The following is a 24,911-nucleotide window of genomic DNA, read 5'->3' on the forward strand; positions in this document are numbered from 1 at the left end:
GGATATGGCAAGTAGCTGCGAGAACACCTGCTTTCGGCTTCCCGCAGCGATTGACCATTGCGAGCCCTGCCAGGCTCGCGGTACATCACAGACTGGGTAGCAGACGTGCAGGAACCAACGGGTTCAGGCAAGTTGAGGACAACAGCTGGCTGGCAGCTTCGATGTCCGGTGCAAAAAAACGGTCCTTCTCATAGGAAGGGACTTTGCTGCGAAGGGTGGCGCGGGCCTGCTCCAGCTTTGGCGATGTTTTCAGGCTATTGCGCAGGTCCAACCCCTGGCACGCAGCCAACCATTCTACGGCAAGAATCCCTCGAACGTTTTCTGCCATTTCCCATAACCGCTTGCCGGCAGCCGGTGCCATGGAAACATGGTCCTCCTGATTGGCCGAAGTCGGCAGGCTGTCGACGCTGTGTGGATGGGCCAAAGCCTTGTTTTCACTGGCCAGAGCCGCTGCGGTGACTTGCGCGATCATGAAACCGGAGTTGACGCCGCCATTGGCCACCAGGAACGGCGGCAGTTGCGACATGTGCTTGTCCATCATCAACGAAATGCGTCGTTCGCTCAGCGAACCGATTTCCGCGATGGCCAGGGCCAGGTTATCGGCGGCCATGGCCACGGGTTCGGCGTGGAAGTTACCGCCGGAGATCACATCGTTTTCGGCGGCGAATACCAGCGGGTTGTCGGAAACGGCGTTGGATTCGATCTCCAGCACGTCGGCTGCCTGACGCAACTGGGTCAGGCAGGCACCCATGACCTGGGGCTGGCAGCGCAGCGAGTAGGGGTCCTGCACCTTGTCGCAGTTGCGGTGGGATTCGGAGACCTCGCTGCTTTCTCCTAGCAGGTCGCGATAGCAGGCTGCGGCATCGATCTGGCCGCGCTGACCGCGTGCGGCATGAATACGGGCGTCGAACGGCGAGCGCGAGCCGAGAACGGCTTCGACGGTGAGGGCACCGCAGGTCATGGCACCGGCGAACAGGTCCTCGGCCTCGAACAGGCCGCGCAGCGCAAAGGCCGTGGACACCTGAGTGCCGTTGAGCAGGGCCAGACCTTCCTTGGCGGCCAGTGTCAGCGGTTTCAGGCCGGCCACCGCCAGGGCATCCACAGCGTCGAGCCATTCACCCTTGTAGCGCGCCTTGCCTTCGCCCAGCAGCACCAGCGACATATGGGCCAGCGGGGCCAGGTCGCCGGAAGCGCCTACCGAGCCCTTGAGCGGGATATGCGGATAGACCTCGGCATTGATCAGCGCAATCAGGGCGTCTATCACCACGCGGCGGATGCCGGAGAAACCACGGCTCAGGCTGTTGACCTTGAGCACCATGATCAGGCGCACCAGCTCGTCGCTGATCGGCTGCCCGACACCTGCTGCGTGGGACAACACCAGCGAACGTTGCAGGTTTTCCAGGTCCTGGCTGGCGATGCGGGTCGAGGCCAGCAGGCCAAAACCGGTATTGATGCCATAGGCCGTGCGGTTCTCGGCCAGAATCCGCTCCACGCAGGCCACACTGTCATCGATCTGTTGATCGGCACTGCTGTCGAGTGCCAGGGTCAACGGCTGCTGATAGACCGCACGCAGTTGCGCCAGTGTCAGCGTACCGGGGATCAGGTTCAGTGCCGTGGCGGGTTTGATCGTGCTCACTGTGCTGCTACTCCTTTATTGATATCAGTCGTTCGCTCGGGCTGAGTGTTGGCTGTTCTGTATTGAGTCAGCCTGAGCGTCGACTGTTGTCATGGCCTGCCGGGTGTTCGCGACAGGTGCTTCAACCTTCAATCATCGGCAGGTTCAGCCCCTGTTCCCTGGCGCAGTCGATCGCGATCGGGTAACCGGCATCGGCGTGACGCATGACACCTGTTGCCGGGTCGTTATGCAACACGCGGGCGATGCGTTTGGCGGCATCATCGGTGCCGTCGCAGACAATCACCATGCCTGAATGCTGCGAAAAGCCCATGCCGACACCACCGCCATGGTGCAGCGAAACCCAGGTCGCACCACTGGCTGTGTTGAGCAGGGCATTGAGCAATGGCCAGTCGGAGACTGCATCCGAGCCATCACGCATGGATTCGGTTTCGCGGTTGGGGCTGGAAACCGAGCCGGAGTCCAGATGATCGCGGCCGATCACCACGGGAGCCGACAGCTCGCCGCTACGGACCATCTCGTTGAAGGCCAGCCCCAGTCTGGCGCGCTGGCCCAGACCGACCCAGCAGATTCGTGCGGGCAGGCCCTGGAAACTGATGCGTTCACGGGCCATGTCCAGCCAGTTGTGCAGATGGGCGTCGTCCGGGATCAGTTCCTTGACCTTGGCGTCGGTCTTGTAGATGTCCTGCGGATCACCCGACAGCGCTGCCCAGCGGAACGGTCCTACGCCACGGCAGAACAATGGCCGAATGTAGGCTGGAACAAAGCCGGGGAAGTCAAAGGCATTGGAGACGCCTTCTTCCTTGGCCATCTGACGGATGTTGTTGCCGTAGTCGAAGGTCGGGATGCCTGCCTTCTGGAACGCCAGCATGGCTTCGACATGTTCGGCCATTGACTGCTTGGCGGCTTTGACCACCGCTGCGGGCTCACTCAAGGCGCGGGCGCGGTAGTCTTCCCAGCTCCAGCCTTTGGGCAGGTAGCCATTGAGCGGGTCGTGGGCGCTGGTCTGGTCAGTGACCATGTCCGGACGCACGCCGCGGCGGACCATTTCCGGAAGAATTTCGGCTGCGTTGCCGCACAGGGCGATGGAGATGGCCTTGCCTTCAGCGGTGTAGCGGGCGATACGCGCCAGGGCGTCATCCAGGTCCGTGGCCTGTTCGTCGACGTAGCGGGTCTTGAGGCGAAAGTCGATGCGGCTCTGCTGGCATTCAATGTTCAGCGAGCAGGCTCCGGCCAGGGTCGCCGCCAACGGCTGTGCGCCACCCATGCCGCCCAGACCGGCAGTCAGCACCCAGCGACCTTTCAGGTTGCCGTTGTAATGCTGGCGACCGGCTTCGACGAAGGTTTCATACGTGCCCTGAACGATGCCCTGGCTGCCGATATAGATCCAGCTGCCTGCGGTCATCTGCCCATACATCGCCAGACCCTTGGCATCCAGTTCGTTGAAATGCTCCCAACTGGCCCAGTGCGGCACCAGATTCGAGTTGGCGATCAGCACACGCGGCGCGTTGCGGTGAGTCTTGAATACGCCGACCGGCTTGCCGGACTGCACCAGCAGGGTTTCGTCATCGTTCAGGTGGGTCAGGCTTTCGACGATCTTGTCGTAGCACTCCCAGTTGCGCGCCGCTCGCCCGATGCCGCCGTATACCACCAGTTCTTTCGGATTTTCGGCCACTTCCGGGTCGAGGTTGTTCATCAACATGCGCAGCGGGGCTTCGGTCAGCCAGCTTTTGGCCGTGAGTTGCGTACCACGGGCGGCCCGGACCTCGACGTCACGATGGCGGGTCCAGTCTTGCTTGCAGGGGCGATTAGTGTCGGTCACGAAGAAATCCTCGGCGTTCAATCCAAACCAGCCCAATGAAGGGCGAGCGGTGCCTGATGCTCAGGCGAAATTCTGGTCAGTGGAGCGTAGGGATATTTATAACCTGTCTCTACTTGTACATACAAGTATGAGCAATTGAAAATCCCGCTTTCTTCATGTACCCGGGAATTCACCGGGAGGGCGCAGGACGTGCTTTCATCCTCAATCCTGATTTCTCAATACCACCCACCAGATTTTCATTTGTCGCTTGCACGGTTGCGCGGCCTAATCGTGTTTTTGGAAATCCAGGGTTGTGTGATGGAAAACATTCGTACCTCGACGGCGCACGCCTTCTGGTTGATGGCCAGTGTCGTGCTGGTGGCGCTGAACCTCAGGCCCAGCATGGCCGCTGTGGGGCCGCTTCTGTCGGCCATTCGTGGCGATATGCCCCTGAGTTTCAGCCTGGCTTCTCTCTTGACCATGCTGCCGGTGCTGGCGATGGGGTTGGGGATGTTTTTCGGCATGCGGCTGGCACAGTCGTTGGGTGAGCACCGTGCGATCGTCTGGTCGCTGCTGGTGATTGGCATTGCCAGTGCTGCCCGTTTGTTTATCGATGGGGCGGTGGAGCTGATCTTGAGCGCGATCCTGTCCGGGCTGGGGATCGCGATGATTCAGGCGTTGATGCCGGCCTTGATCAAGACCCGCTTCAAGGAAAACGTCTCCCTGTTCATGGGCCTGTATGTCACTTCGATCATGGGGGGCGCGGCACTGGCGGCGTCGTTTTCGCCGTTTGTGCTCAAGCAGAGTGGCAGTTGGCAGATTGCACTGGCGATATGGGCCATTCTCGCTTTGCTGGCGCTGGTCCTGTGGACGCTCCAGCGTTCGGCGATACCGGTTGTTGCACCCGCTCCCAAGGGGCGGACGGAATCTTTTTTCGCCAGTTCGCGAGCCTGGTTGCTGGCGATATTCTTTGGTCTGGGTACGGCTTCCTATACCTGTGTGCTGGCCTGGCTTGCGCCTTATTACGTGGAGCGGGGCTGGAGCGAGCAGGATGCGGGGCTGGTGCTGGGGTTTCTCACGGCGATGGAAGTGCTGGCCGGTCTGGCAGTGCCGACCATGGTCAACCAGACCCAGGACAAGCGTTGGGCGCTGACGGCCTTGCTGTTGCTGATCATCGCCGGCTTCTGTGGGCTGATCCTGTCCTTCGACCACATGGCCCTGTTGTGGCCTTGCCTGCTGGGGCTGGGGATCGGAGGCCTGTTCCCCATGAGCCTGATCATCTCGATGGACCATATCGATAACCCGGCCAGGGCCGGAAGCCTGACGGCGTTTGTGCAGGGTATCGGCTATCTGATTGCAGGCCTGTCGCCGCTGCTTGCAGGTGTCATTCGCGATCAGTCAGGCAGTTTCGAGGGGGCATGGTGGACACTGGCAGCGGTGATTGCGGCCATGATCGGTATTGTGTGGCGTTTCAATCCTCGTCATTACCGTCAACACATCAGCCCGGCGTAAAAAATACACAGCGAAAGCCTCTCAGGTATTAGGGTTTGTACGAAAAGTCGCCGAGCGGCGATCAGGCAAGGCGAAAGCAGGCGAGGAAGCGGAGTTTACGGGGTGTAAATGAGCATTCCGAGCCTGCTTTCAACGCAGCATGATCGTCGCGCAGGCACTTTTCGTACAAAGCCTAGCAAAGGAATGTGGTTGTGGCAGTCAATACCCGTGTTGCTCAGGCCTCACCGTTCATGGGCAAGCCGACATGGGCTGCTACTGGCGGCTTGCTTCGGTTTTATGAAGCCCATACGGCTACGTCGATACGCTGTCGATGACGCGATGTTTCGAGGTGTTCCTGATGCCGGGTCCGGTCCTGAAAGGCAGGGCAGAAAGCAACCTCAAATCACCTTCACCGCTCGGCCTATAAACTGTATCGGCCCTGTCGGTTTGCCAATGGGTGATCCCGTGGACTTTTCCAGGGTCAGTTCAAACAGTTGGTTATGTTGCAGCGGCGGCAATTTATCGAGAGGAATATGCAGCGTCTGACCGGGCTTCACCAGACCGAGGGAAACCGGTGCCTGCCAGCTGTCTGCCTTGGTCCAGAATTCCAGGGCCTTGTCGGGCGGAACTTCGCTCTCGCTCAAGGGGATGAGCTGGATTTCCTGCGTATTGCTGGCCTGAACCACCCAGCCGGGTGCCTTGTCCTGAGGGGCAACGAGTACGACGAGATAGGACGGGGCCTGTGTTGTCGGTGGCCGGGTGAGCAAGGCCATGCCCAGCACCAGTGATGCAGCCAGTCCTGCGCCAGCCAGACCACGCCAGAGCGACAGGTTGTTCCATCCGCGAATGGTGCGCGGCTCGGGATTGGCTGTGGTGAGTTCCGTCAGGCTGCGCTCGATACGCTCCCACAGCCTGGGTGTGGGAGTGACCGGCCCGGCCAGTCCGGTCAGTGGCAGCAAGCGCTCTTCCCAGGCATCCACCGCGGCCTGAAGGGCCGGCTCATGGGGCAGGCGACGCTGGACGTCCATTCTTTCCGACAGCGGTAAAGTGCCCAGTACGTATTCGCCCGCCAACTCATGGAGGTCGCGGTCTGAAGGTCGAGTCATCCCATGCACTCCCGCAAGGCTGCGAGGCTACGTTTGATCCAGGCTTTGACCGTACCCAGGGGCGCTCCGGTTTTCCGGGCGATTTCCTGATGTGAGTAACCGTCCACATACGCATGGAAAACACAGTTGCGCCGCACGGGTTCAAGTTGTTCCAGACAGAATTGAACCCGCCCCGGATTCACGTGCCAATCGAACTCATCCCCGGTTTCCTGCCAGCCCTCCAGGGTTGCCTGTTCAGCGTAATCCTCATGGCTTTCATCCCCTGCGTGCACTTCTCGAGCCGAGTTGCGCAGGGTATTGAGGGCCAGGTGCCGGGCCACGCTGAAGATCCAGCCGCGGGCCGAGCCGCGTGTCTGATCGAAGCTCGCTGCGCGAGCCCAGATCCTGAGGAATGCGTCGTGCACGATGTCTTCTGCCAAGGCCCTGTCACGCACAAGCCGCTGGACAACGCCCAGCAGCCGGGCGCTTTCCTGTTGATAGAGACGATGCAAGGCCTGGCGCTCACCGCGAGCGCAGGCGTGCAGCGTGGCTTCGTAGTCAAAGATGGATTCGAGTGAGGACAAGGTGATCCGCCATGCTACTGCCTCGGTGACATCACGAGGCTCCCGCGCAGCAGCATAGACTACTGGCTGCGCGGCACCTTATTGAATGGCTCGGTCAGTTGCTGGCCCAGAAGATGTAGTCCGCCTGATACTTGACCACTTCTTTTGCGCCCTTGTTACTGGCTGAGCAGGCCGTGGCCGGTGCCACGCCGCCTTTCAAGGCCACGCGCTGGATGTAAGCGACGCCGGTCATGGCGCCTTTGCCTTCGGCGGGGTTGGCCTTGACCAGTTGATAAGGCAGATTGCCCGCGCTGGATGGCGCCACGGCCACTTGAGTACCGGTTACTTTGGAGCCGTCTTTGGCTTCCCAGGTCGCGGGTGGGCCAAAGTAGCTGCCGACTGCTTTGCCGCTACGGTCGTTGAGCACCGCCTTGGGGCCGACGAAAGCCCATTCCATTTCATTCGGCATGCTGGCCTTGGCGCGGCATTCATACGTGATCTCGCCGACGCCCGTGGTTTCCATGCTGATCTTGTGGCCGTCCGGCACGCGGACGCTTTCAGGCAGGTTGGTTTGGGCCATGGCTACTGAAGTCAGGCAAGTGAGGGCCAGGGTGCTACCTGCAAGGCAGAGCAAACGTTTTGCGTTCATGCAGAAAATCTCCAGAGGGTTTAACCGCGCTCAGCAACTCAAGTGGCTGCTGTAGGTACTACCCGCGAGAAAGCAATCTGGATGCAGCGATCTGAAAATATTTTTTCAGCGCTGGCTGAAACGGCTTCGCAATAACAGCACACCGGCAATTGCAGCAAGGCCAGAGCCTATCAGGACCCCGACTTTGACCTCGTCTATCAGATGCGCCGCGCCGGGAAATGCCAGGTTGCCGATGAACAGGCTCATCGTGAAACCGATGCCGCATAGGATGGCCACACCATAGAGTTGTACCCAGTTACTGCCTTCCGGCAGGCTCGCAAGCCCGGCCCGGATGGCCAGCACGGCTGCCAGGAACACCCCGATCTGCTTGCCGACGAACAGGCCCAGAGCGACCCCGAGAGGGATGGGGTCCAGCAGGTTGTCAGCTGAAATGCCGGACAGCGACACCCCGGCATTGGCGAAACCGAACACGGGCACGATGGCGAAGGCGACCCAGTAGTGCAGCTTTTCTTCGAGAAACAGCAGTGGCGAACGTGCTTCTTCCTCTGGCTTGCCCAAGGGGATACATAGAGCTAGCGCAACCCCTGCCAGCGTGGCATGCACGCCCGATTGCAAGACAAAGAACCACAGCAACGCACCCATGATCAGGTACGGCAACAAGCGCCGGACATTCATCCGGTTCATCGCAACCAGCACCGTCAGGGTCACCAGGGACGCCATCAACATGGGCAGACTCAGGCCCGAACTGTAGAAGAAGGCGATGATGGTGACTGCGCCCAGGTCATCGAGAATGGCCAGGGCGGCGAGGAACACTTTCAGCGAGGTCGGGACACGGTTGCCCAGCAGCGACAGCACGCCGAGGGCAAAGGCAATATCCGTTGCTGCCGGAATGGCCCATCCGCTGAGGGTTTGCGGGTTGCCCCAGTTGACGGCGATATAGATCAGCGCCGGGACCAGCATGCCGCCTGCGGCTGCAAAACCGGGCAGGGCACGTTGCCCCCAGGTAGCGAGGCCTCCTGCGAGCACTTCACGCTTGATTTCCAGGCCGACCATCAAAAAGAAGATCGCCATGAGTCCGTCGTTGATCCACAGCTCCACGGAAAGTCCCAGCCAGACACTGTGCAGAATGGCGAAGTAGCCCGCGGCCAGTGGAGAGTTGGCAACGATCAGGGCGGCCAGCGCCGCGCCCATCAGGACAATACCGCCTGCTGATTCAGAGGAGAGGAAGCGGGCCAGAATGGCAACGGCTCTTGGGGTTTCCTTTATGGGAAGCTGGGTCATGCTCGTCCTTGTAAGAGGATCGTGAATCGGCGGGTCAAGCGCGCAAGGCGCTCAATTCTATCAGGCAGCAACGGCTGGCACTGGGCGCTTGCAGTTCGATCTCCAGCAGGCCGCCGGGGTTTTCCACTTGCAGGCAATCATATTTGCCAAGGATCTCCCAGTGCCCCTCATTCACGCTGATGCCCACCTGTTCGGCGGCGCTGAACAGCAGGAGTGTGCTGGCAGAACTGAAAAGTCGCTGCGGCTGGCGCACATCGATCCAGTGCAGCCGCGCATTGTAGCGCAGCGGGGCATAGATCAGGTTGAAATCGCGGATCGGGCCGTCGAGCAGTGAGCAACTGACATGGCTGTCGCCGCTGAAGGCGAACGGGTCTGAAGGCAGCAATGGTCGACTGATGACCCCATCGACATCCAGTGTCATGCCCATGCCCTGGATCACCGAAATGATCCGCTGGTAACCGGCAAACACCGAAAAATCGCCGGACGCCTCGATGTCGGCAATCGACAGGCGCCAACCGAAACCGTCCAGGTCCTGCCCGGCATCGCGGGCGATTTCTTCGGTACTGCCACCACCGTTTTTCCAGGGCATGCGAGGGTAATCGGTGGCACGCAGAATTTGAGTCTGGATCATTTGCTGAAGCGTCCTTCCAGGCGATGGCGGGAGCCGGGGTGGATCAGGCGGGCGGCGGTCACCGGCTGGCGGCCTGACCACGTCCTGCGGCGAATCAGCAGGCAGGGCTCACCTGCATCGATCTGTAACAACTGGCATTCATCGGCCTCGGCCAGTATCGCTTCGACCACATGTTCGCCTTCGGTCAGGGGGGCGACCTGTGAGAGATAGGCGTAGGGCGTTTGCCGGGTGAAGTCTTGCTTGAGGTAGTCCGGTGCGGCTTGCGCATTGACGAAGCGGTCTTCGATCTGCACCGGAATGTCGTTTTCGAAATGCACGATCAAGGAATGAAATACCTTCTGGCCTTCGCGCATGTCCAGCGCCAGCGCTCGTTCGGAGCCGGCAGGTTCTTCCTGGAGGATGATGACCTTGCAGGTGTGGCGATGGCCCCGTGCGGCGATCTCGTCGGCGATGTTATTGACTTCAAACAGCGCCGACTGGCTTTTGGGCTCGGCAACGAAGGTGCCGACACCTTGCATGCGCACCAGCAGCCCTTCGGCGGTCAACTCACGCAGGGCCCGGTTGATGGTCATGCGGCTGAACCCCAGTTGGGTGACCAGCTCGCTCTCCGATGGCACACGGTGATGCGGCGGCCAGGTGCCGTTCTGGATTTGCAGGGCAATCATCTGTTTGACGCGGGCATAGAGCGGTGCCGGACTTTCACCCATCTGGGCTGCCAAGGGAGAGGAGGCGGGTGGAGTCGACACGTTTGAGTCCTTGTTCTGAGAAGGCCAAGTATGAAAGAACGCCCAAGCTAACCATTAACCTGCGGTACGGCAAGCGCGTGAAGGTTTACCGGGAATGATAACGTCTGTATATGTATATACAAATTACCGTCATGAGGAATGAAGTCAATGTCCGCCTTCTTTGCCGAGCGTGCCTTATTACCCGGTGGCTGGGCTGACAACGTCCGTCTGGAGGTCGGCACTGATGGCCTGTTGAGTTCTGTGACGGCCAATGCCGATCGACAAGGTGCCGAAGTCGTTTGCGGGCCATTGCTGCCCGGCATGCCGAACCTGCATTCCCACGCCTTTCAGCGCGCCATGGCGGGCCTGGCGGAAGTGGCGGGCAACCCCAATGACAGCTTCTGGACCTGGCGCGACCTCATGTACCGTCTTGTCGGGCAGATCACGCCGGGGCAGTTGTGCGTTATTGCCCGGCAGCTTTATATCGAGATGCTCAAGGGTGGCTACACCTCGGTGGCCGAGTTTCACTATGTTCATCAGGATACCCACGGCAAGCCTTATGCCGATCCGGCCGAACTGGCGTTGCAGATCAGTCAGGCCGCCACCTCAGCGGGCATGGGCCTGACCCTGTTACCGGTGCTCTACAGCCATTCCGGCTTTGGCGGGCAGGCGCCCAATGAAGGGCAGCGCCGATTTATCCACAGCACCGACAGCTATCTGGATTTGCAGGCGCGTCTGTACTCTGTCATCGCTCGTCAGCCTGCCCAGAGCCTTGGCCTGTGCTTTCATTCGTTGCGGGCTGTCACTCCACAGCAGATCAGCGACGTGCTGGCCGCCAGCGATCGGCAGTGTCCCGTTCACATTCATATTGCCGAGCAGCAGAAGGAGGTCGATGACTGCCTGAGCTGGAGCGGCCGTCGGCCATTGCAATGGCTGTATGAACACGTGGCGGTGGATCAGCGCTGGTGCCTGGTGCATGCCACCCATGCCGAGCCGGACGAAGTGACGCTCATGGCCCGCAGTTGCAGTGTGGCCGGACTGTGCCTGACCACGGAGGCCAATCTGGGCGACGGTATTTTTCCGGCGGTGGATTACATGGCCCAGGGCGGACGCTGGGGCATCGGCTCGGACAGCCATGTCTCGCTCAGTGTGGTCGAGGAGTTGCGCTGGCTGGAATATGGCCAGCGCCTGCGTGATCAGCGCCGTAACCGGCTGTATCGCCATGATCAACCGATGGTGGGGCGGACGCTGTTCGATGCGGCGCTGGCGGGTGGTGCGCAGGCCCTGGGGCAGAAGGTCGGCAAGCTTGAGGTCGGGCAGCGCGCGGACTGGGTGGTGCTGGATGGCTCTGATCCGTATCTGGCAACCGCCTCTGGCGATGCCATTCTCAATCGCTGGCTGTTTGCGGGCGGAGATCGTCAGGTGCGTGATGTGCTGGTCAATGGACGCTGGGTGGTGCGTGAGGGGCGGCATGCCGGGGAGGAGGAAAGCAGGCGGGCGTTTGCGCAGGTGCTCAGGGAGTTGCTTTCATAGGGCATGCCTGTGTGGGAGCGAATTCATTCGCGAAGGGCCATCTTCGCGGATGAATCCGCTCTTACAGGTGGGCATTACTTCCCTATCTTGGCGTCATCCACACGCCAGATCAGGCGACTGGTGTCGTAACCCTGCTGTCGGGCCTTGCTCATCAGGTCCTGCTTGACCCACTCGGGCACTGTCGGTGTGCGGGACAGCAGCCACAGGTACTTGCGATCAGGGTTGCCGACCAGGGCGGTCTTGTAGTCGTCGCCGATGGCCAGTACCCAGTAATCGCCCTTGGCCAGACCAGGCAGCAGCTTCGAGAACCAGTTGTCGAACACCACCCACAGCTTGTCGGTTTTGCCGGGCACTTGGGGCGACGCCGTGCCGGTGGCTTCCTGCCATTTGCCTTCGGCTGTTCGGCAGCGGTTGGTCACGGCGATATTGCCGTCCGCCTTGAGTGTGTAATGGGCTTCGGATTGCGCGCAGTTGCGCTGGAAGAACATCGGCAGGCGGGCCAGTTCGTACCAGGTGCCCTGATAGCGTTTGAGATCGACGCTCTCGACCGTCTTGGGTTCGAGATTGTCAGCCGAATGGGCGAAGCCGATGGCCAGGAAGCTGGCCATGACGAGAAGCCCGAAGCGCAGAAGTAGCTTGATCATGATTTATTTCAGACCTTGGCCCGAGAATATGAGCACTTTGTCGCCGGCATACTGCACGCTGATAAAGGTTTTCTGGTCGCCCCAGGTGCAACTGGACATTCCCAATGCACCGGAGCATTCAGTCGGGCTGCCCAGCAGGCTTTCGACCTGAGCCTTGGGCATGCCTGCCGACAGTTTGGAATAGTTTTCCTGAGTGATTTTGCTGCACGCAGCCAGCAGCACGCAGAACGACAGTAACGCGAGAGAGCGCAAAGACATGGATGAAGCTCCTGGACGGGAAGGGGCCGCGCCGCCGCAACCGGTGCTTTGAGCCGATGCTGGCGCAATGCCGAAAGCTTAGAAGAGAAAAACGTGATCTGGTTCCCTGACTCCCACCCGCAGGAGCGAATTCATTCGCGAATACGGTATTTCAGGCAACACATCTCTCGCGAATGAATTCGCTCCTACAGCATTTAGAACCGTGATCCGGGCTCTTTAAGGAATTCGATCTCTTCAGCGGTCGAGGGACGGCCAAGAATCTCGTTGCGATGTGGGAAGCGCCCGAATCGGGCGATGATTGCCTGATGACGCTCGGCGTAGTCCAGGCTTTGCCTGAAGTAGTCGCGGTCAGTGGCGGGGAGGAGAGGGAGTAGTCCGCTGAAGCAGGCGATGGCCTGATTCTGTACATCGAGGTCTTCGCTGTGTTCCAGCACCAGATAGATGAAGGTACGCTCCAGCGGGTTCAGGTGTTGATCCCGGCCCAGTTTCAGGCCGTGTTGCACCAGCGTCCGGGCGCGTTGATCGCCAGCGAATGCCTGGGGTGTATCGCGATGAATCATGCGGGGAAGCTGATCGAGCAACAGGATCAGTGCCAGCCAGCCTTCAGGGGTTTCCGCCCATTCAGTAAGGCCGCCAGCCAGCGCTTGTTCGACCAGGGCACCGAAGCGTTCACGTGCTTCGGTGTCGTTGGCTGTGTTCTTCCCGAACCAGAGCTTTTCCCTGGCTTTCACCACTTCCGTGGGGGCTTCGGCTGAGCCGAACCACCATTCGAGCAGAGGCAGCCAGGGGGCAAGCACCGGTTTTACTCCTGGTGGTACGCCGTGGCGCGCTCGACTTCCTGTTTGGAGCCCAGGAATACAGCGACGCGCTGGTGCAGGCCTTCAGGCTTGATGTCGAGGATGCGCTGATGGCCGTCGGTGGACGCGCCGCCTGCCTGCTCGACCAGGAAGGACATCGGGTTGGCTTCGTACATCAGACGCAGTTTGCCTGGCTTGGAAGGCTCGCGGCTGTCGCGTGGGTACATGAACAGGCCGCCACGGGTCAGGATGCGATGCACATCGGCAACCATCGCAGCAACCCAGCGCATGTTGTAGTTCTTCTTCAGAGGGCCTTCTTCGCCAGCCAGCAACTCGCTGACGTAGCGTTGTACCGGAGCTTCCCAGTGGCGCTGGTTCGACATGTTGATGGCGAACTCCTGAGTGGACTCTGGAATGGTGATGTTTTCATGGGTCAGGACGAAGCTGCCCATTTCGCGGTCAAGGGTGAAGCCCTTGACGCCATTGCCCAGGGTCAGGATCAACATGGTCTGTGGACCATAGATCGCGTAACCGGCAGCAACCTGTTCGGTGCCTGGCTGCAGGAAAGCCTTTTCGTTCAGGGCTTCGTTCTGGCTCAGGTATTCGCTAGGGCAGCGCAGTACCGAGAAGATGGTACCGACCGGCGCGTTGATGTCGATGTTCGAAGAGCCGTCCAGCGGGTCGAATACCAGCAGGTAGGCACCTTTCGGGTATTTGCCCGGGATCTGGTAGGCATTGTCCATTTCTTCGGACGCCATGCCGGCCAGGTGACCGCCCCACTCGTTGGCTTCAAGCAGGATTTCGTTGGAGATCACGTCGAGCTTCTTCTGGACCTCACCCTGTACGTTCTCGGTACCCATGCTGCCCAGTACGCCGCCCAGTGCGCCTTTGGAAACGGCGTGGCTGATCTCCTTGCACGCTCGCGCCACTACTTCGATCAGGAAGCGCAGATCGGCAGGAGTGTTGTTGCTGCGGGTCTGCTCAATCAAAAAGCGACTTAGTGTAACGCGGGACATGGAGAGCTCCGAAAATGGGGGGTATGAAAAAACCCGCGCAGTTTAACGCGAGTGGCTGCGTAATACTGCTATCAGACTGGGTTATGGGTGATTGAGTTCATATGCCTGCTCAGCTTAGCCCTGAAATCGAGGTCCGCAGGCGCTCTGCGTCAAGGTTTTGAAGACCTCAGCGTGCTGATGGCGATCCCGCCGAGAGACAGCGCGCCCAGGACCAGAACGGCCCACAGGCCCAGGCGTTTGAAGTCGATGCCTTCGGAAGCTGGCAATGCCGAGGCGGCCTTGTCGGCTGCAACCGGTTGAGCCGTGCCCAGCATGACCAGCTTTTGCGGGTCCAGTCGGGGCATCACTCTCGCGAGCGGGACCCCCTCGACGTCAGCATTGCCGATGGCCAGCGTGAACGGCCCGTTGTCGTGGGCCTGAAACACCACCTGGACTGCCGGGACGGCAACACTCAATAGAGGGGCTTCTGCACCCAGTCCGCCGCCCCGGTCATCGACAACCAGTTTCAACTGCTGGACGTTATGGCCCGCCAGCTGTAACTGGTCTTGCACGATCTCGTCATGATTCTGAGTCAGGCGGTACAGCAGGCTGCTGCTGATGACCTGCCATTCCTGCCCGGCGTCGAGCCGTCCATACAGTGTGCCGGGTGCCAGGCTGTTGGCCTGGGCAATATCGATTTTCACGCGCTCTACCGACAGGGGAGTCGGAAGTTGCCAACTGTATTCATTGGGCTTTTCGACGACACCTTTGATGGGCGGTGACCATGTCAGCGTTGCAGGGAGGCTGTCGGGGCCTGCCGTGAGGACATGGGCGGAAACCAGGGTGGGCGCGTTTTGTGGTGAACGCCAGAGCAGGCGCAGATAACGGGCGTTCTGGCCGGGCAGGCCGATCTCTCGCTGCTCGACCACCTCGTCGGAGAGGGTCAGCCGTGCCACTTGCCCTTCGCCCCAGGGCTGCCAGTGCTGAAGGTCGTCGCTGGCTTCAATGCTGAAATGCTGGAAACCCTCGCGTTCGGCGCTCCAGTCGATCAGCAGTTGTTCAAGAGGGGCCTTTATCGCGCTGGTATCCAACAGCCAGCCGCGCAGTATTTCTTCGCCGGCCTCGATATCGCTTTGTGGCTGGATATCAATGATCGCACCGTCACTCGAACGCTCGCTGCGGATGATCGGTACGGTATCGCCTGCTTCGGCTGTGGTGTACAGCGGGAATCCGTTCACTGCCATCGGTGCCGAATCCCCGTCATGAGGCTCCTGGAGACGAAGGAATGTATAGGGCTGGGACTGGCCATCGGCATCGAATATGCGCAGGTCGTTCAAATTGCTCTGACGGGCATTCAACTGCAACGCGAAAGGCAGGTCGAGGCGATACCACGGGCCTTTACCAGTCAGGGTCAACGGCGTCTGGCTGGCGAAATCCGCCGGTTTTTCCAGCGCATTGACGGTCATCGCCGCACACAGGGCTGCGCCGAGCACAGCGATTTTGATGATGAGCGGACGACTCACGAACGGTTTCCTCACGGTTGAGTAGGCCTGGCGTCAGTGGCCGAGCCTGTTTCCGCGCCGATTTTTATCGAAAGGTTTCGGCGGTGTGTATGAAATATCCCACCACCAATAGCGATATGCCAACACCTATAAAGAAAACGCCGGGCACCCATGGGCCTCGGTTGTCCGATTCAATGAGGTTTCAAGGGATAGGGAACAGGCCGCATCCGAAAGAAGGAAGCGGCCTGGCGTGTCGGGATCAGTCCAATGCTTTCCAGATTTCCCCGGCATATTCGCGGATGGTCCGGTCAGACGAGAACCAGCCCATGCGCGCCGTGTTGAGTACCGCCGAACGCCACCACTGCTTGGAATCGTGCCAGCGTTCTTCGACCCTGGCCTGGGCGGCCCAGTACGAGTCGAAGTCGGCGCAGACCAGGAAGCGGTCATAGGCCAGTAACTGGTCGATCAGGCCGGAGTAGCGGTTCGGGTCATCCGGCGAGAACACGCCGCCACGAATGGCCTGCACGACGTCGTTGAGGCGTCCGGACGCGGCCACATCGGCATGCGCGCTGAAGTCCCCGGCCTGCTTGCGGGCTTCGACCTGCTGCGATGTCATGCCGAAGATGAACATATGTTCAAGGCCGACCTGCTCGCTCATTTCCACGTTGGCGCCGTCCAGCGTGCCTATGGTCAGCGCGCCGTTGAGGCCGAACTTCATGTTACTGGTGCCCGAAGCTTCCAGGCCTGCGGTGGATATCTGCTCCGACAGGTCGGCTGCCGGAATGATGCTTTCGGCCAGGCTGACGTTGTAGTTGGGCATGAACACCACTTTGAGCAAGCCACGTACGGTCGGGTCGTTGTTGACGGTGCGCGCGATATCGTTGGTGAGCTTGATGATCAGCTTGGCCGAGTGATAGCTGGCCGCTGCCTTGCCCGCGAAGATCTTCACCCGTGGCACCCAGTCTGTACCCGGATCGGCCCGAATGGCCTGGTACAGCGCAACGGTGTGGAACAGGTTGAGCAACTGGCGCTTGTACTCATGGATACGCTTGACCTGAACGTCGAACATCGAGGCCGGATTGACCACGATGCCCAGGCGCTCATGGATGATGGCGGCCAGGGCGCGCTTGCTGTGCAGACGCTGGTCGGCCATCTGTTTGCGGAAGGATGTTTTTTCCGCGAACGGCTCCAGCTCGATCAGTCGGGTTTCGGCATTGTCCAGAACCTCTTCGCCCAGGGTGCTCACCAGCATTTCGGTCAGTTTCGGGTTGGCCTGATACAGCCAGCGCCGGAAGGTAATACCGTTGGTTTTGTTGTTGATGCGCTCCGGGTAGATCTTGTGCAACTCGGCAAATACGGTCTTGCGCATCAATTGGGTGTGCAGCGCGGAAACACCGTTGACGCTGTGTGAACCCAGGAATGCCAGGTTGCCCATGCGCACGCGGCGACCGTTGTCTTCTTCGATCAGGGACACGGCCCGCAGCACATCGAAATCATGGACGCCCTTGGCGCGCAGGGTGTCGATATGCTGCGCGTTGATGAGGTAAATGATCTGCATGTGGCGCGGCAGCATGCGCTCCATCAGGCCCACCGACCAGGTTTCCAGCGCTTCAGGCAGCAAGGTGTGGTTGGTGTAACTCAAGGTGCCGACCGTGATTTTCCAGGCTGCATCCCAGGCGATGCCATGGGTATCGATCAGCAGGCGCATCAGCTCGGCCACGGCGATCGAGGGGTGGGTATCGTTCATCTGGATCGCGGCGTGTTCGGGCAGGTCTGTCAGGGTCGCGTGCATGTTCAGGTGGCGACGCAGCAAGTCCTGCAAGGAGGCCGAGACAAAGAAATACTCCTGACGCAGGCGAAGTTCCTGACCTGCCTCTGTCGCATCGTTGGGGTACAGCACGCGGGAAATACTTTCGGCCCGCACGACCTCGGCCACGGCGCCGAAGTGGTCACCGGCGTTGAATCGTTCCAGGTGCAGGTCTTCCACGGCGCGGGCGCGCCACAGGCGCAAGGTGTTGACGCTGGCGCCTCGCCAGCCGACCACGGGGGTGTCATAGGCAATGGCCCGGACGGTTTCGGCCGGACGCCAGACCTGCCGCGCTTCACCGGCTTCATTGAGCACGGTATCGACGCTGCCGCTGAAACCGATGGAGTAGACCACTTCCGGCCGCTCGAACTCCCAGGGGTTACCGAAGTCCAGCCAGTTCTCGGTCTGTTCCTGCTGCCACCCATCGACGATTGCCTGACGGAACAGCCCGTGCTCATAGCGAATGCCATAGCCATGACCGGCGATGCCCAGGGTCGACATACTCTCCATGAAGCAGGCGGCCAGACGGCCCAGGCCGCCATTGCCCAAGGCTGCATCCGGTTCCAGCAGGCGTATGCGCTCGATGTCCACACCCAGTTCGGTCAGGGCTTCACGAGCGATTTCCAGCAGGCCCAGGTTGCTCAGGCTGTCGTACAGAAGCCGACCGATCAGGAATTCGAGCGAGAGGTAGTAGACACGTTTCTGAACCTTGCGGTAGATCTGCCGCGTATGGTCCATCCAGTGCTCGACCATATGATCGCGGGCGGCAAGGGCTACAGCTTCAAACCAGTCATGCTCAAACGCATGGTCAGGGTCCTTGCCCACCGCGTAGGTGAGTTTGGCGAGAACAGCGGCGCGAAAAGCGGCCACATCAGCGTCACGAACAAGTGGTTCCTGAGACATCGGTACGACCTCAAGTAGTCAGACGAATGAAAAGTGGGGTTCTTTGACTGTAGGCGTGTCGTCAGTTATTTCCTGAAAAAAATTAAATAAGGGAAAGAGACCAGTCAGGCTTCGACCCGGACGCAGGCCTGTGGTTCGCGACCCAGAGCAATTGGCAAAACGCTTGCATCGTTTGTTCCAGCCTGATCTGCAATGTGCAGCATGCCGATTCGTCGTTTCGGGTTTATGATGCCCAACGGCAGGATGATAGACGCCCCTGAACTGGACTTATGGAGCATGTATGCAGACTTTGTACCCGCAGATCAAACCCTACGCCCGGCACGATCTGGCGGTGGAGCAGCCGCATGTGCTTTATGTCGATGAAAGCGGCTCGCCCGAAGGGTTGCCTGTCGTGTTCATCCATGGCGGGCCGGGGGCGGGGTGCGATGCACAGAGTCGCTGCTATTTCGACCCGAATCTGTACCGTATTGTCACCTTCGACCAGCGCGGCTGTGGCCGCTCGACGCCTCATGCAAGCCTCGAGAACAACACCACCTGGCACCTGATCGAAGACCTCGAGCGCATTCGCGAGCATCTCGGGATCGAAAAGTGGGTGCTGTTTGGCGGTTCCTGGGGCTCGACCCTGGCGCTGGCGTACGCCCAGACCCACCCTGATCGTGTTCACGCCCTGATTCTGCGGGGTGTCTTCCTGTGCCGTCCGCAGGAAATCGAATGGTTCTATCAGGCGGGGGCCAGCCGTCTGTTCCCGGATTACTGGCAGGATTATGTCGCCCCGATCCCGCTGGACGAGCGCGACAATCTGCTGGCGGCCTTCCACAAGCGCCTGACCGGTGCCGATCAGATCGCCCAGATGCACGCCGCCAAGGCATGGTCCACCTGGGAGGGCAGAACCGCCACCCTGCGGCCCAACCCGCAAGTGGTCGACCGTTTTGCCGAGCCTCAGCGCGCCTTGTCCATCGCGCGCATCGAGTGCCATTACTTCACCAACAATGCCTTCCTTGAAGAAAACCAGCTGATTCGCGACATGCCCAAGATCGCCCATCTGCCTGGCATCATCATTCACGGCCGCTACGATGTGATTTGCCCGCTGGACAACGCCTGGGAGCTGCATCAGGCCTGGCCCAACAGTGAGTTGCAGGTGATTCGCGATGCCGGGCATGCGGCTTCCGAGCCGGGTATCACCGATGCGCTGGTCCGTGCGGCTTCACAGATTGCCCGGCGCTTGCTGGATCTGCCGCCCGAAGAAGCATAACCCTGTGGGAGCGTATTTATCCGCGAAGAGGCCAGTGCTGTCTTCGCGAATAAATTCGCTCCCACACAGTCTGCATGATGGGATTCCTTATTTATGAAAGGCTTGTTGCAGCGTGTGCGAAGTGCGCGCGTGGAAGTGGCTGGAGAAGTGGTAGGCGCTGTCGATCAGGGCTTGCTGGTGTTGGTGGGGGTAGAGCCTCAAGACACGATTGCCAGTGCCGATAAGTTGCTGCATAAGCTGCTCAATTATCGGGTGTTCAGTGATGATGAAGGCAAGATGAACCTGTCGTTGCGTGATGTGGGCGGTGGGTTGCTGCTGGTTTCGCAATTCACGCTGGCCGCCGACACCAGGAGCGGCATGCGTCCGAGCTTTTCAAAGGCTGCCCCTCCCGCGCTGGGCGCTGAATTGTTCGATTACCTGTTGTCACAGGCCAGAAGTGCACATCCGGTGGTTGCGGCGGGCCAGTTTGGTGCGGATATGCAGGTTCACCTCGTAAATGATGGCCCTGTGACATTTTTGTTGGATACCTGACAATATGAGTTCTCTCCACGCCCCGGATTCATGAGTCCAGCGCGTGAGAAATTCTTTGTCATACATGGTGCGTTGTGACGCGTGCTACTGGATAATCGCGCGCTACGAGGACCAACCCCGGTTGGTCCGCTTGGTATATCAGAAGCGGGTTCTGACATTGATTGGGGAATCATTAAGCCCATTCGGAGTCGGAACAATGCTCGCCAACCCGGCATCTGATAGCTGGCCGTTGGTTTTTTCATCTGTTTTCGGCGAGGGTTGCTCGTGATTGTTAGTCCCTGTGATGCTCCAAAGACACCTGTCAAGCGGTTGCGTAGTGCGCTTTTGGCAAGCTCGGCTCTGGTCTGCCTGTTAGGTTCAGGCCAGCTGTGGGCATTCAATCTTGATGATGTAGCGGTAAAGGCCAAAGAAATGGCCGGGCAGAAGTTCGAGGCTCCCAAGAGCAATCTGCCAGCCGATTTGCGTGACATGAAGTTCGCGGACTATCAGAAGATCCGCTTCCGTGAAGAAAAGGCAGAGTGGGCGACTGACAAGACGCCGTTCAAACTGTCGTTCTATCACCAGGGCATGCACTTCGACACGCCGGTCAAGATCAACGAAGTCACGGCCACGACTGTCGAAGAAATCAAGTACGACCCGAGCCGTTTCGATTTCGGCGACATCAAGATCGACCCGAAAGCCACTGACAAGCTGGGCTATGCGGGTTTCCGCGTCCTGTATCCGATCAACAAGGATGACAAGCAGGACGAAATCATGACCATGCTGGGCGCGAGCTATTTCCGCGTGATCGGCAAGGGTCAGGTTTATGGACTGTCCGCCCGTGGCATGGCAATCGATACTGCCTTGCCGTCCGGCGAAGAATTTCCTCGTTTCAAAGAGTTCTGGATCGAAAAACCGGGCCCGGACGACAACCATCTGGTGATTTTCGCCCTGCTCGATTCGCCTCGTGCCACCGGTGCCTACCAGTTGACCCTGCGTCCGGGGACCAACACCCTGGTGGACGTCAAGTCGCGCATGTTCCTGCGTGAAAACGTCACCAAGCTGGGCGTGGCTCCGCTGACCAGCATGTTCCTGTTCGGTGCCAACCAGCCATCGCGTGTGCCTAACTACCGTCGCGAACTGCACGACTCCAGCGGTCTGTCGATCCAGGCTGCCAACGGTGAGTGGGTCTGGCGTCCGCTGAACAACCCTAAACACCTGGCCGTCAGCAGCTTCTCGGTCGAGAACCCGCGTGGCTTCGGTCTGTTGCAACGTGGTCGTGATTTCAGCCAGTACGAAGACCTCGATGACCGTTATGACAAGCGTCCAAGCGCCTGGATCGAGCCGAAAGGCGATTGGGGCAAGGGCACCGTCGATCTGGTGGAAATCCCGACAGCCGACGAGACCAACGACAACATCGTTGCGTTCTGGAAGCCTGAAACCCTGGCGGCTCCCGGTGAGCCGATGGAGTTCAACTACCGTCTGCACTGGACCATGCAGGAAAATGCCATTCACTCGCCTGATCTGGGCTGGGTCAAGCAGACCCAGCGTTCCATCGGTGACGTAAGGCAGTCCAACCTGATTCGTCAGCCTGATGGCAGCCTGGCATTCCTGGTCGACTTCGTCGGTCCGGTGCTGGCCGCACTGCCTGAAGACAAGACCATCCGCAGCCAGGTGACGACCGACGACAACGTCGAGCTGGTCGAGAACAACCTGCGCTATAACCCGGTGACCAAGGGTTATCGCCTGACCCTGCGCGTGAAGGTCAAGGACCGCAGCAAGCCGACAGAAATGCGTGCCTACCTGTTGCGTGAGATTCCTGCCGAGCCGGGCAAGGAACCTGCGTTGCTTGTCGTTGACAAAGAAGACAAGAAGCCGGCGAAGGAAGTGAAGGAAGTCTCGAAAGTGGCTGCCGTCAAGGAAGTCGCCAAGTACGACAAGACAGAAGTCGCCAAGGCCGACGCAGCCAAAGCCGATGCGGCCAAGGCAGGCGACGCCAAGCCTGAAGCGGCCAAGGCCGACGTAGCCAAGGCAGATGCCGCCAAGGCTGACCCGGCCAAGAAAGCCGATGCACCGAAAGCGGATGCTCCGAAGGCTGAAAAGGCTGACGTAGCGAAAGCTGACGTGGCTAAGGACAAGGACGGTAAAGAGATCAAGCAGCCTCAAGCCGAGGCAGCACCCACCCATCCGGAGCCGGCCAAGACGTTGCAAGTCATGACCGAGACCTGGAGCTACCAGTTGCCAAGCGATGAGTAATTCTCTACCCGTGCCAGAGTCTCTGAACGAGTACCTGGCACACCTGCCGATGACTGACGAGCAGCGGGCCGAACTGGCCAGCTGCACGTCGTTCGCTGAATTGCATGAACGTCTTTCCGCACAGCCGGTCGGCGACAAGGCCGAAGTCGCCCAGGCTTCGGTGGGTCGTCGCCTGACGCTGTCCACGGCTGACGAGCTGCAGGACGCCGAAATGCTCGACGTCGATGCCAGTGGTCGCATTCGCCTGAAGGCCACGCCGCCGATCCGGCGTACGAAGGTGGTGCCAGAGCCGTGGCGTACCAACATTCTGGTACGTGGCTGGCGGCGCCTGACCGGCAAGACCAACCCGCCCAAGCCCGATCACAGCGATCTGCCCCGTGATCTGCCCAAGGCGCGCTGGCGTACGGTCGGTTCGATCCGTCGTTACATCCTGCTGCTGTTGATGCTGGGTCAGACCATCATCGCGGGCTGGTACATGAAAGGCATTCTGCCGTATCAGGGCTGGTCGCTGGTTTCACTGGACGAAATCACTCGCCAGACCTTCGTGCAGACCGCCTTGCAGGTTCTGCCCTATGCCTTGCAGACCAGCATCCTGTTGCTGTTCGGCATCCTGTTCTGCTGGGTGTCGGCCGGTTTCTGGACGGCGCTGATGGGCTTTCTCGAATTGCTCACCGGCCGTGACAAGTACCGGATTTCCGGTGCCAGCGCCGGTAACGAGCCGATCGAGGCCGGTGCGCGCACAGCCCTGGTCATGCCGATCTGTAACGAAGACGTACCCCGGGTATTTGCCGGTCTGCGTGCGACGTTCGAGTCGGTGGCTGCCACAGGCGATCTGGACCGCTTCGACTTCTTCGTGCTCAGCGACACCAACGAAACCGATATCGCCGTGGCCGAGCAGCAAGCCTGGCTCGACGTCTGCCGTGAAACCGGTGGTTTCGGCAAGATCTTCTATCGTCGTCGCCGCCGTCGCGTCAAACGCAAGAGCGGTAACCTCGATGACTTCTGCCGTCGCTGGGGTGGCGATTACCGCTACATGGTCGTGCTCGATGCCGACAGTGTGATGAGCGGTGAGTGCCTGACCAGTCTGGTGCGCCTGATGGAAGCCACGCCGGACGCCGGTATCATCCAGACCGCGCCACGTGCTTCGGGCATGGACACGCTGTATGCCCGCATGCAGCAGTTCGCGACCCGCGTCTATGGCCCGCTGTTCACGGCCGGCCTGCACTTCTGGCAGTTGGGTGAATCCCACTACTGGGGTCACAACGCGATCATCCGCATGAAACCGTTCATCGAGCACTGCGCCCTGGCGCCGTTGCCGGGCAAGGGGGCGTTTGCCGGTGCGATTCTTTCCCACGACTTCGTTGAGGCTGCGCTCATGCGCCGTGCCGGCTGGGGTGTGTGGATTGCCTACGATCTGCCGGGCAGTTACGAAGAGTTGCCGCCGAACCTGCTGGACGAACTCAAGCGTGACCGTCGCTGGTGCCACGGTAACCTGATGAACTTCCGGCTGTTCCTGGTCAAGGGCATGCACCCGGTTCACCGTGCGGTGTTCCTGACGGGCGTGATGTCCTACCTGTCAGCGCCGTTGTGGTTCTTCTTCCTGGTGTTGTCCACCGCCCTGCTGGCCGTGAACACACTGATGGAGCCGACCTACTTCCTTGAACCGCGTCAGCTGTACCCGTTGTGGCCACAATGGCACCCGGAAAAGGCCGTCGCACTGTTCTCGACCACCATTGTCCTGCTGTTCCTGCCCAAGCTGCTCAGCGTCATCCTGATCTGGGCCAAGGGTGCCAAGGCGTTTGGTGGCAAGTTCAAGGTCACGGTCTCGATGTTGCTGGAGATGCTGTTCTCGGTGCTGCTGGCTCCGGTGCGTATGCTGTTCCATACCCGTTTCGTTCTGGCTGCCTTCCTGGGCTGGGCGGCGACCTGGAACTCTCCGCAGCGTGACGATGACTCCACGCCGTGGATCGAAGCGATCAAGCGCCATGGTCCTCAGACCCTGCTGGGTGCCTGCTGGGCCTTGCTGGTGGCCTGGTTGAACCCGAGCTTCCTGTGGTGGCTTGCGCCGATCGTGGTGTCCCTGATGCTGTCGATTCCGGTATCGGTGATTTCCAGCCGTACCAAGCTGGGCCTCAAGGCGCGTGACGAGAGCTTCTTCCTGATTCCGGAAGAGTACGAAACGCCTCAGGAACTGGTTTCCACCGATCAGTACACCCACGAGAACCGCTGGCATGCCCTGAAGGACGGTTTCATTCGTGCCGTTGTCGACCCGCAGCAGAACGCCCTGGCGTGTGCGCTGGCAACGTCTCGTCACCGTCTGGCGCGGCCTGTCGAGGAGATGCGTCAGGAGCGTGTCGAGCATGCACTGACGGTCGGGCCTGAAAAGCTCAGCAACCATGAGCGTCTGATGCTGCTGAGCGACCCTGTTGCCCTTGGCCGCTTGCATGAGCAGGTCTGGAGCACAGGGCACGCCGAGTGGCTGGCGGCCTGGAAGGCTTCGGTCGATGCCGATCCACATGCGCCTCTGCTGCCGCTTCAGCCGGTCAAACAGGCGCAAGAGCCGGCTCTGGCATAAGCTGTTTCGCGAATGAGTCC

The 24,911-nt window shown here is 60.1% G+C and carries 20 protein-coding genes; 6 read left to right on the forward strand and 14 right to left on the reverse strand.

Going from position 1 to position 24,911, the window contains the following annotated elements:
• Nucleotides 1-85: 85 nt before the first annotated feature.
• Both hutH and hutU read right to left on the reverse strand, forming a co-directional pair.
• Nucleotides 86-1,627: a histidine ammonia-lyase gene (gene hutH / locus ACIPY9_RS10950; protein ID WP_400700969.1), complete on the reverse strand. Its 1,542-nt coding sequence runs from the start codon at nt 1,625-1,627 to the stop codon at nt 86-88.
• 130 nt (nt 1,628-1,757) lie between these two features.
• A complete protein-coding gene (gene hutU, locus ACIPY9_RS10955) occupies nt 1,758-3,455 on the reverse strand; it encodes a urocanate hydratase (RefSeq protein WP_400700408.1) in 1,698 nt (565 codons plus the stop codon).
• A gap of 297 nt (nt 3,456-3,752) precedes the next feature.
• Here hutU and ACIPY9_RS10960 point away from each other — a divergent pair, with 297 nt between their 5' ends.
• Nucleotides 3,753-4,946 (forward strand): cyanate transporter, encoded by a 1,194-nt coding sequence (locus ACIPY9_RS10960; protein ID WP_400700410.1) that lies wholly within the window; start codon nt 3,753-3,755, stop codon nt 4,944-4,946.
• Between the two features lie 377 nt (nt 4,947-5,323).
• Here ACIPY9_RS10960 and ACIPY9_RS10965 read toward each other — a convergent pair whose 3' ends face one another.
• From ACIPY9_RS10965 to hutC, 6 genes are all read right to left on the reverse strand, one after another.
• Nucleotides 5,324-6,031, reverse strand: coding sequence for an anti-sigma factor domain-containing protein (locus tag ACIPY9_RS10965; protein ID WP_400700412.1), 708 nt, complete (start codon nt 6,029-6,031; stop codon nt 5,324-5,326).
• Nucleotides 6,028-6,594, reverse strand: a complete 567-nt coding sequence (locus tag ACIPY9_RS10970) for a sigma-70 family RNA polymerase sigma factor (protein ID WP_400700414.1) — start codon at nt 6,592-6,594, stop codon at nt 6,028-6,030. Before ACIPY9_RS10970 ends, ACIPY9_RS10965 begins: the two co-directional genes overlap by 4 nt.
• 94 nt (nt 6,595-6,688) lie before the next feature.
• A complete protein-coding gene (locus tag ACIPY9_RS10975; RefSeq protein ID WP_400700416.1) occupies nt 6,689-7,222 on the reverse strand; it encodes a DUF3455 domain-containing protein in 534 nt (177 codons plus the stop codon).
• A 105-nt stretch (nt 7,223-7,327) separates the two neighbouring features.
• The gene (gene nhaA / locus ACIPY9_RS10980; protein ID WP_400700418.1) at nt 7,328-8,503 is read right to left on the reverse strand and encodes a Na+/H+ antiporter NhaA; all 1,176 of its coding nucleotides are present in this window, start codon (nt 8,501-8,503) and stop codon (nt 7,328-7,330) included.
• Nucleotides 8,504-8,537: 34 nt separating this feature from the next.
• Nucleotides 8,538-9,134 carry a HutD family protein gene (locus ACIPY9_RS10985; protein WP_400700420.1) on the reverse strand — a complete coding sequence of 199 codons (597 nt, stop codon included), beginning with the start codon at nt 9,132-9,134 and terminating at the stop codon, nt 8,538-8,540.
• A complete protein-coding gene (gene hutC, locus ACIPY9_RS10990) occupies nt 9,131-9,841 on the reverse strand; it encodes a histidine utilization repressor (RefSeq protein WP_400700972.1) in 711 nt (236 codons plus the stop codon). The genes ACIPY9_RS10985 and hutC overlap by 4 nt, the downstream gene beginning before the upstream one ends.
• Nucleotides 9,842-10,027: 186 nt before the next feature.
• On the opposite strand from hutC, the gene ACIPY9_RS10995 reads away from it, so the two are divergent.
• Nucleotides 10,028-11,392, forward strand: coding sequence for a formimidoylglutamate deiminase (locus ACIPY9_RS10995; protein ID WP_400700422.1), 1,365 nt, complete (start codon nt 10,028-10,030; stop codon nt 11,390-11,392).
• 74 nt (nt 11,393-11,466) lie between these two features.
• Here the strand turns inward: ACIPY9_RS10995 and ACIPY9_RS11000 are convergent, their stop codons facing one another.
• From ACIPY9_RS11000 to ACIPY9_RS11025, 6 genes are all read right to left on the reverse strand, one after another.
• On the reverse strand, nt 11,467-12,036 hold the full coding sequence (locus ACIPY9_RS11000) for a lipocalin family protein (protein ID WP_400700424.1): 570 nt from the start codon (nt 12,034-12,036) through the stop codon (nt 11,467-11,469).
• 3 nt (nt 12,037-12,039) lie between these two features.
• Nucleotides 12,040-12,294, reverse strand: a complete 255-nt coding sequence (gene bamE / locus ACIPY9_RS11005) for an outer membrane protein assembly factor BamE (protein WP_122315216.1) — start codon at nt 12,292-12,294, stop codon at nt 12,040-12,042.
• Nucleotides 12,295-12,488: 194 nt separating this feature from the next.
• Entirely contained in the window at nt 12,489-13,091 is a 603-nt protein-coding gene (locus tag ACIPY9_RS11010) for a DUF924 family protein (protein WP_400700426.1), read from the reverse strand.
• Between the two features lie 5 nt (nt 13,092-13,096).
• Entirely contained in the window at nt 13,097-14,107 is a 1,011-nt protein-coding gene (locus ACIPY9_RS11015) for a class 1 fructose-bisphosphatase (protein ID WP_400700428.1), read from the reverse strand.
• A 149-nt stretch (nt 14,108-14,256) separates the two neighbouring features.
• Nucleotides 14,257-15,591 (reverse strand): DUF3999 domain-containing protein, encoded by a 1,335-nt coding sequence (locus tag ACIPY9_RS11020; RefSeq protein WP_400700975.1) that lies wholly within the window; start codon nt 15,589-15,591, stop codon nt 14,257-14,259.
• Between the two features lie 256 nt (nt 15,592-15,847).
• The gene (locus ACIPY9_RS11025) at nt 15,848-18,298 is read right to left on the reverse strand and encodes a glycogen/starch/alpha-glucan phosphorylase (protein WP_400700430.1); all 2,451 of its coding nucleotides are present in this window, start codon (nt 18,296-18,298) and stop codon (nt 15,848-15,850) included.
• 280 nt (nt 18,299-18,578) lie between these two features.
• On the opposite strand from ACIPY9_RS11025, the gene pip reads away from it, so the two are divergent.
• The 4 genes from pip to mdoH all read left to right on the forward strand — a co-directional run bounded on the left by pip (nt 18,579) and on the right by mdoH (nt 24,891).
• Nucleotides 18,579-19,550 (forward strand): prolyl aminopeptidase, encoded by a 972-nt coding sequence (gene pip / locus ACIPY9_RS11030; RefSeq protein WP_400700432.1) that lies wholly within the window; start codon nt 18,579-18,581, stop codon nt 19,548-19,550.
• A 93-nt stretch (nt 19,551-19,643) separates the two neighbouring features.
• Nucleotides 19,644-20,081, forward strand: coding sequence for a D-aminoacyl-tRNA deacylase (dtd, locus tag ACIPY9_RS11035; RefSeq protein WP_400700434.1), 438 nt, complete (start codon nt 19,644-19,646; stop codon nt 20,079-20,081).
• 264 nt (nt 20,082-20,345) lie between these two features.
• Nucleotides 20,346-22,316, forward strand: a complete 1,971-nt coding sequence (locus ACIPY9_RS11040) for a glucan biosynthesis protein G (protein WP_400700436.1) — start codon at nt 20,346-20,348, stop codon at nt 22,314-22,316.
• Nucleotides 22,309-24,891, forward strand: coding sequence for a glucans biosynthesis glucosyltransferase MdoH (mdoH, locus tag ACIPY9_RS11045; protein WP_400700438.1), 2,583 nt, complete (start codon nt 22,309-22,311; stop codon nt 24,889-24,891). Before ACIPY9_RS11040 ends, mdoH begins: the two co-directional genes overlap by 8 nt.
• The last annotated feature ends 20 nt before the right edge of the window (nt 24,892-24,911 follow it).

Origin of the sequence: Pseudomonas sp. NPDC089734 (genome assembly GCF_044748865.1) — a bacterium.
Taxonomy (GTDB): Bacteria; Pseudomonadota; Gammaproteobacteria; order Pseudomonadales; family Pseudomonadaceae; genus Aquipseudomonas.

Excerpts from the sequence above, each read along its gene's own strand:
- ACIPY9_RS10975 (WP_400700416.1), bottom strand. The coding sequence starts at position 7,222 with ATGAACGCAAAACGTTTGCTCTGCCTTGCAGGTAGCACCCTGGCCCTC.
- ACIPY9_RS11025 (WP_400700430.1), bottom strand. The coding sequence starts at position 18,298 with ATGTCTCAGGAACCACTTGTTCGTGACGCTGATGTGGCCGCTTTTCGC.
- hutC (WP_400700972.1), bottom strand. The coding sequence starts at position 9,841 with ATGGGTGAAAGTCCGGCACCGCTCTATGCCCGCGTCAAACAGATGATT.
- ACIPY9_RS10960 (WP_400700410.1), top strand. The coding sequence starts at position 3,753 with ATGGAAAACATTCGTACCTCGACGGCGCACGCCTTCTGGTTGATGGCC.
- bamE (WP_122315216.1), bottom strand. The coding sequence starts at position 12,294 with ATGTCTTTGCGCTCTCTCGCGTTACTGTCGTTCTGCGTGCTGCTGGCT.
- ACIPY9_RS10995 (WP_400700422.1), top strand. The coding sequence starts at position 10,028 with ATGTCCGCCTTCTTTGCCGAGCGTGCCTTATTACCCGGTGGCTGGGCT.
- dtd (WP_400700434.1), top strand. The coding sequence starts at position 19,644 with ATGAAAGGCTTGTTGCAGCGTGTGCGAAGTGCGCGCGTGGAAGTGGCT.
- nhaA (WP_400700418.1), bottom strand. The coding sequence starts at position 8,503 with ATGACCCAGCTTCCCATAAAGGAAACCCCAAGAGCCGTTGCCATTCTG.
- mdoH (WP_400700438.1), top strand. The coding sequence starts at position 22,309 with ATGAGTAATTCTCTACCCGTGCCAGAGTCTCTGAACGAGTACCTGGCA.
- ACIPY9_RS11015 (WP_400700428.1), bottom strand. The coding sequence starts at position 14,107 with ATGTCCCGCGTTACACTAAGTCGCTTTTTGATTGAGCAGACCCGCAGC.
- ACIPY9_RS10965 (WP_400700412.1), bottom strand. The coding sequence starts at position 6,031 with ATGACTCGACCTTCAGACCGCGACCTCCATGAGTTGGCGGGCGAATAC.
- ACIPY9_RS10985 (WP_400700420.1), bottom strand. The coding sequence starts at position 9,134 with ATGATCCAGACTCAAATTCTGCGTGCCACCGATTACCCTCGCATGCCC.
- pip (WP_400700432.1), top strand. The coding sequence starts at position 18,579 with ATGCAGACTTTGTACCCGCAGATCAAACCCTACGCCCGGCACGATCTG.
- ACIPY9_RS11000 (WP_400700424.1), bottom strand. The coding sequence starts at position 12,036 with ATGATCAAGCTACTTCTGCGCTTCGGGCTTCTCGTCATGGCCAGCTTC.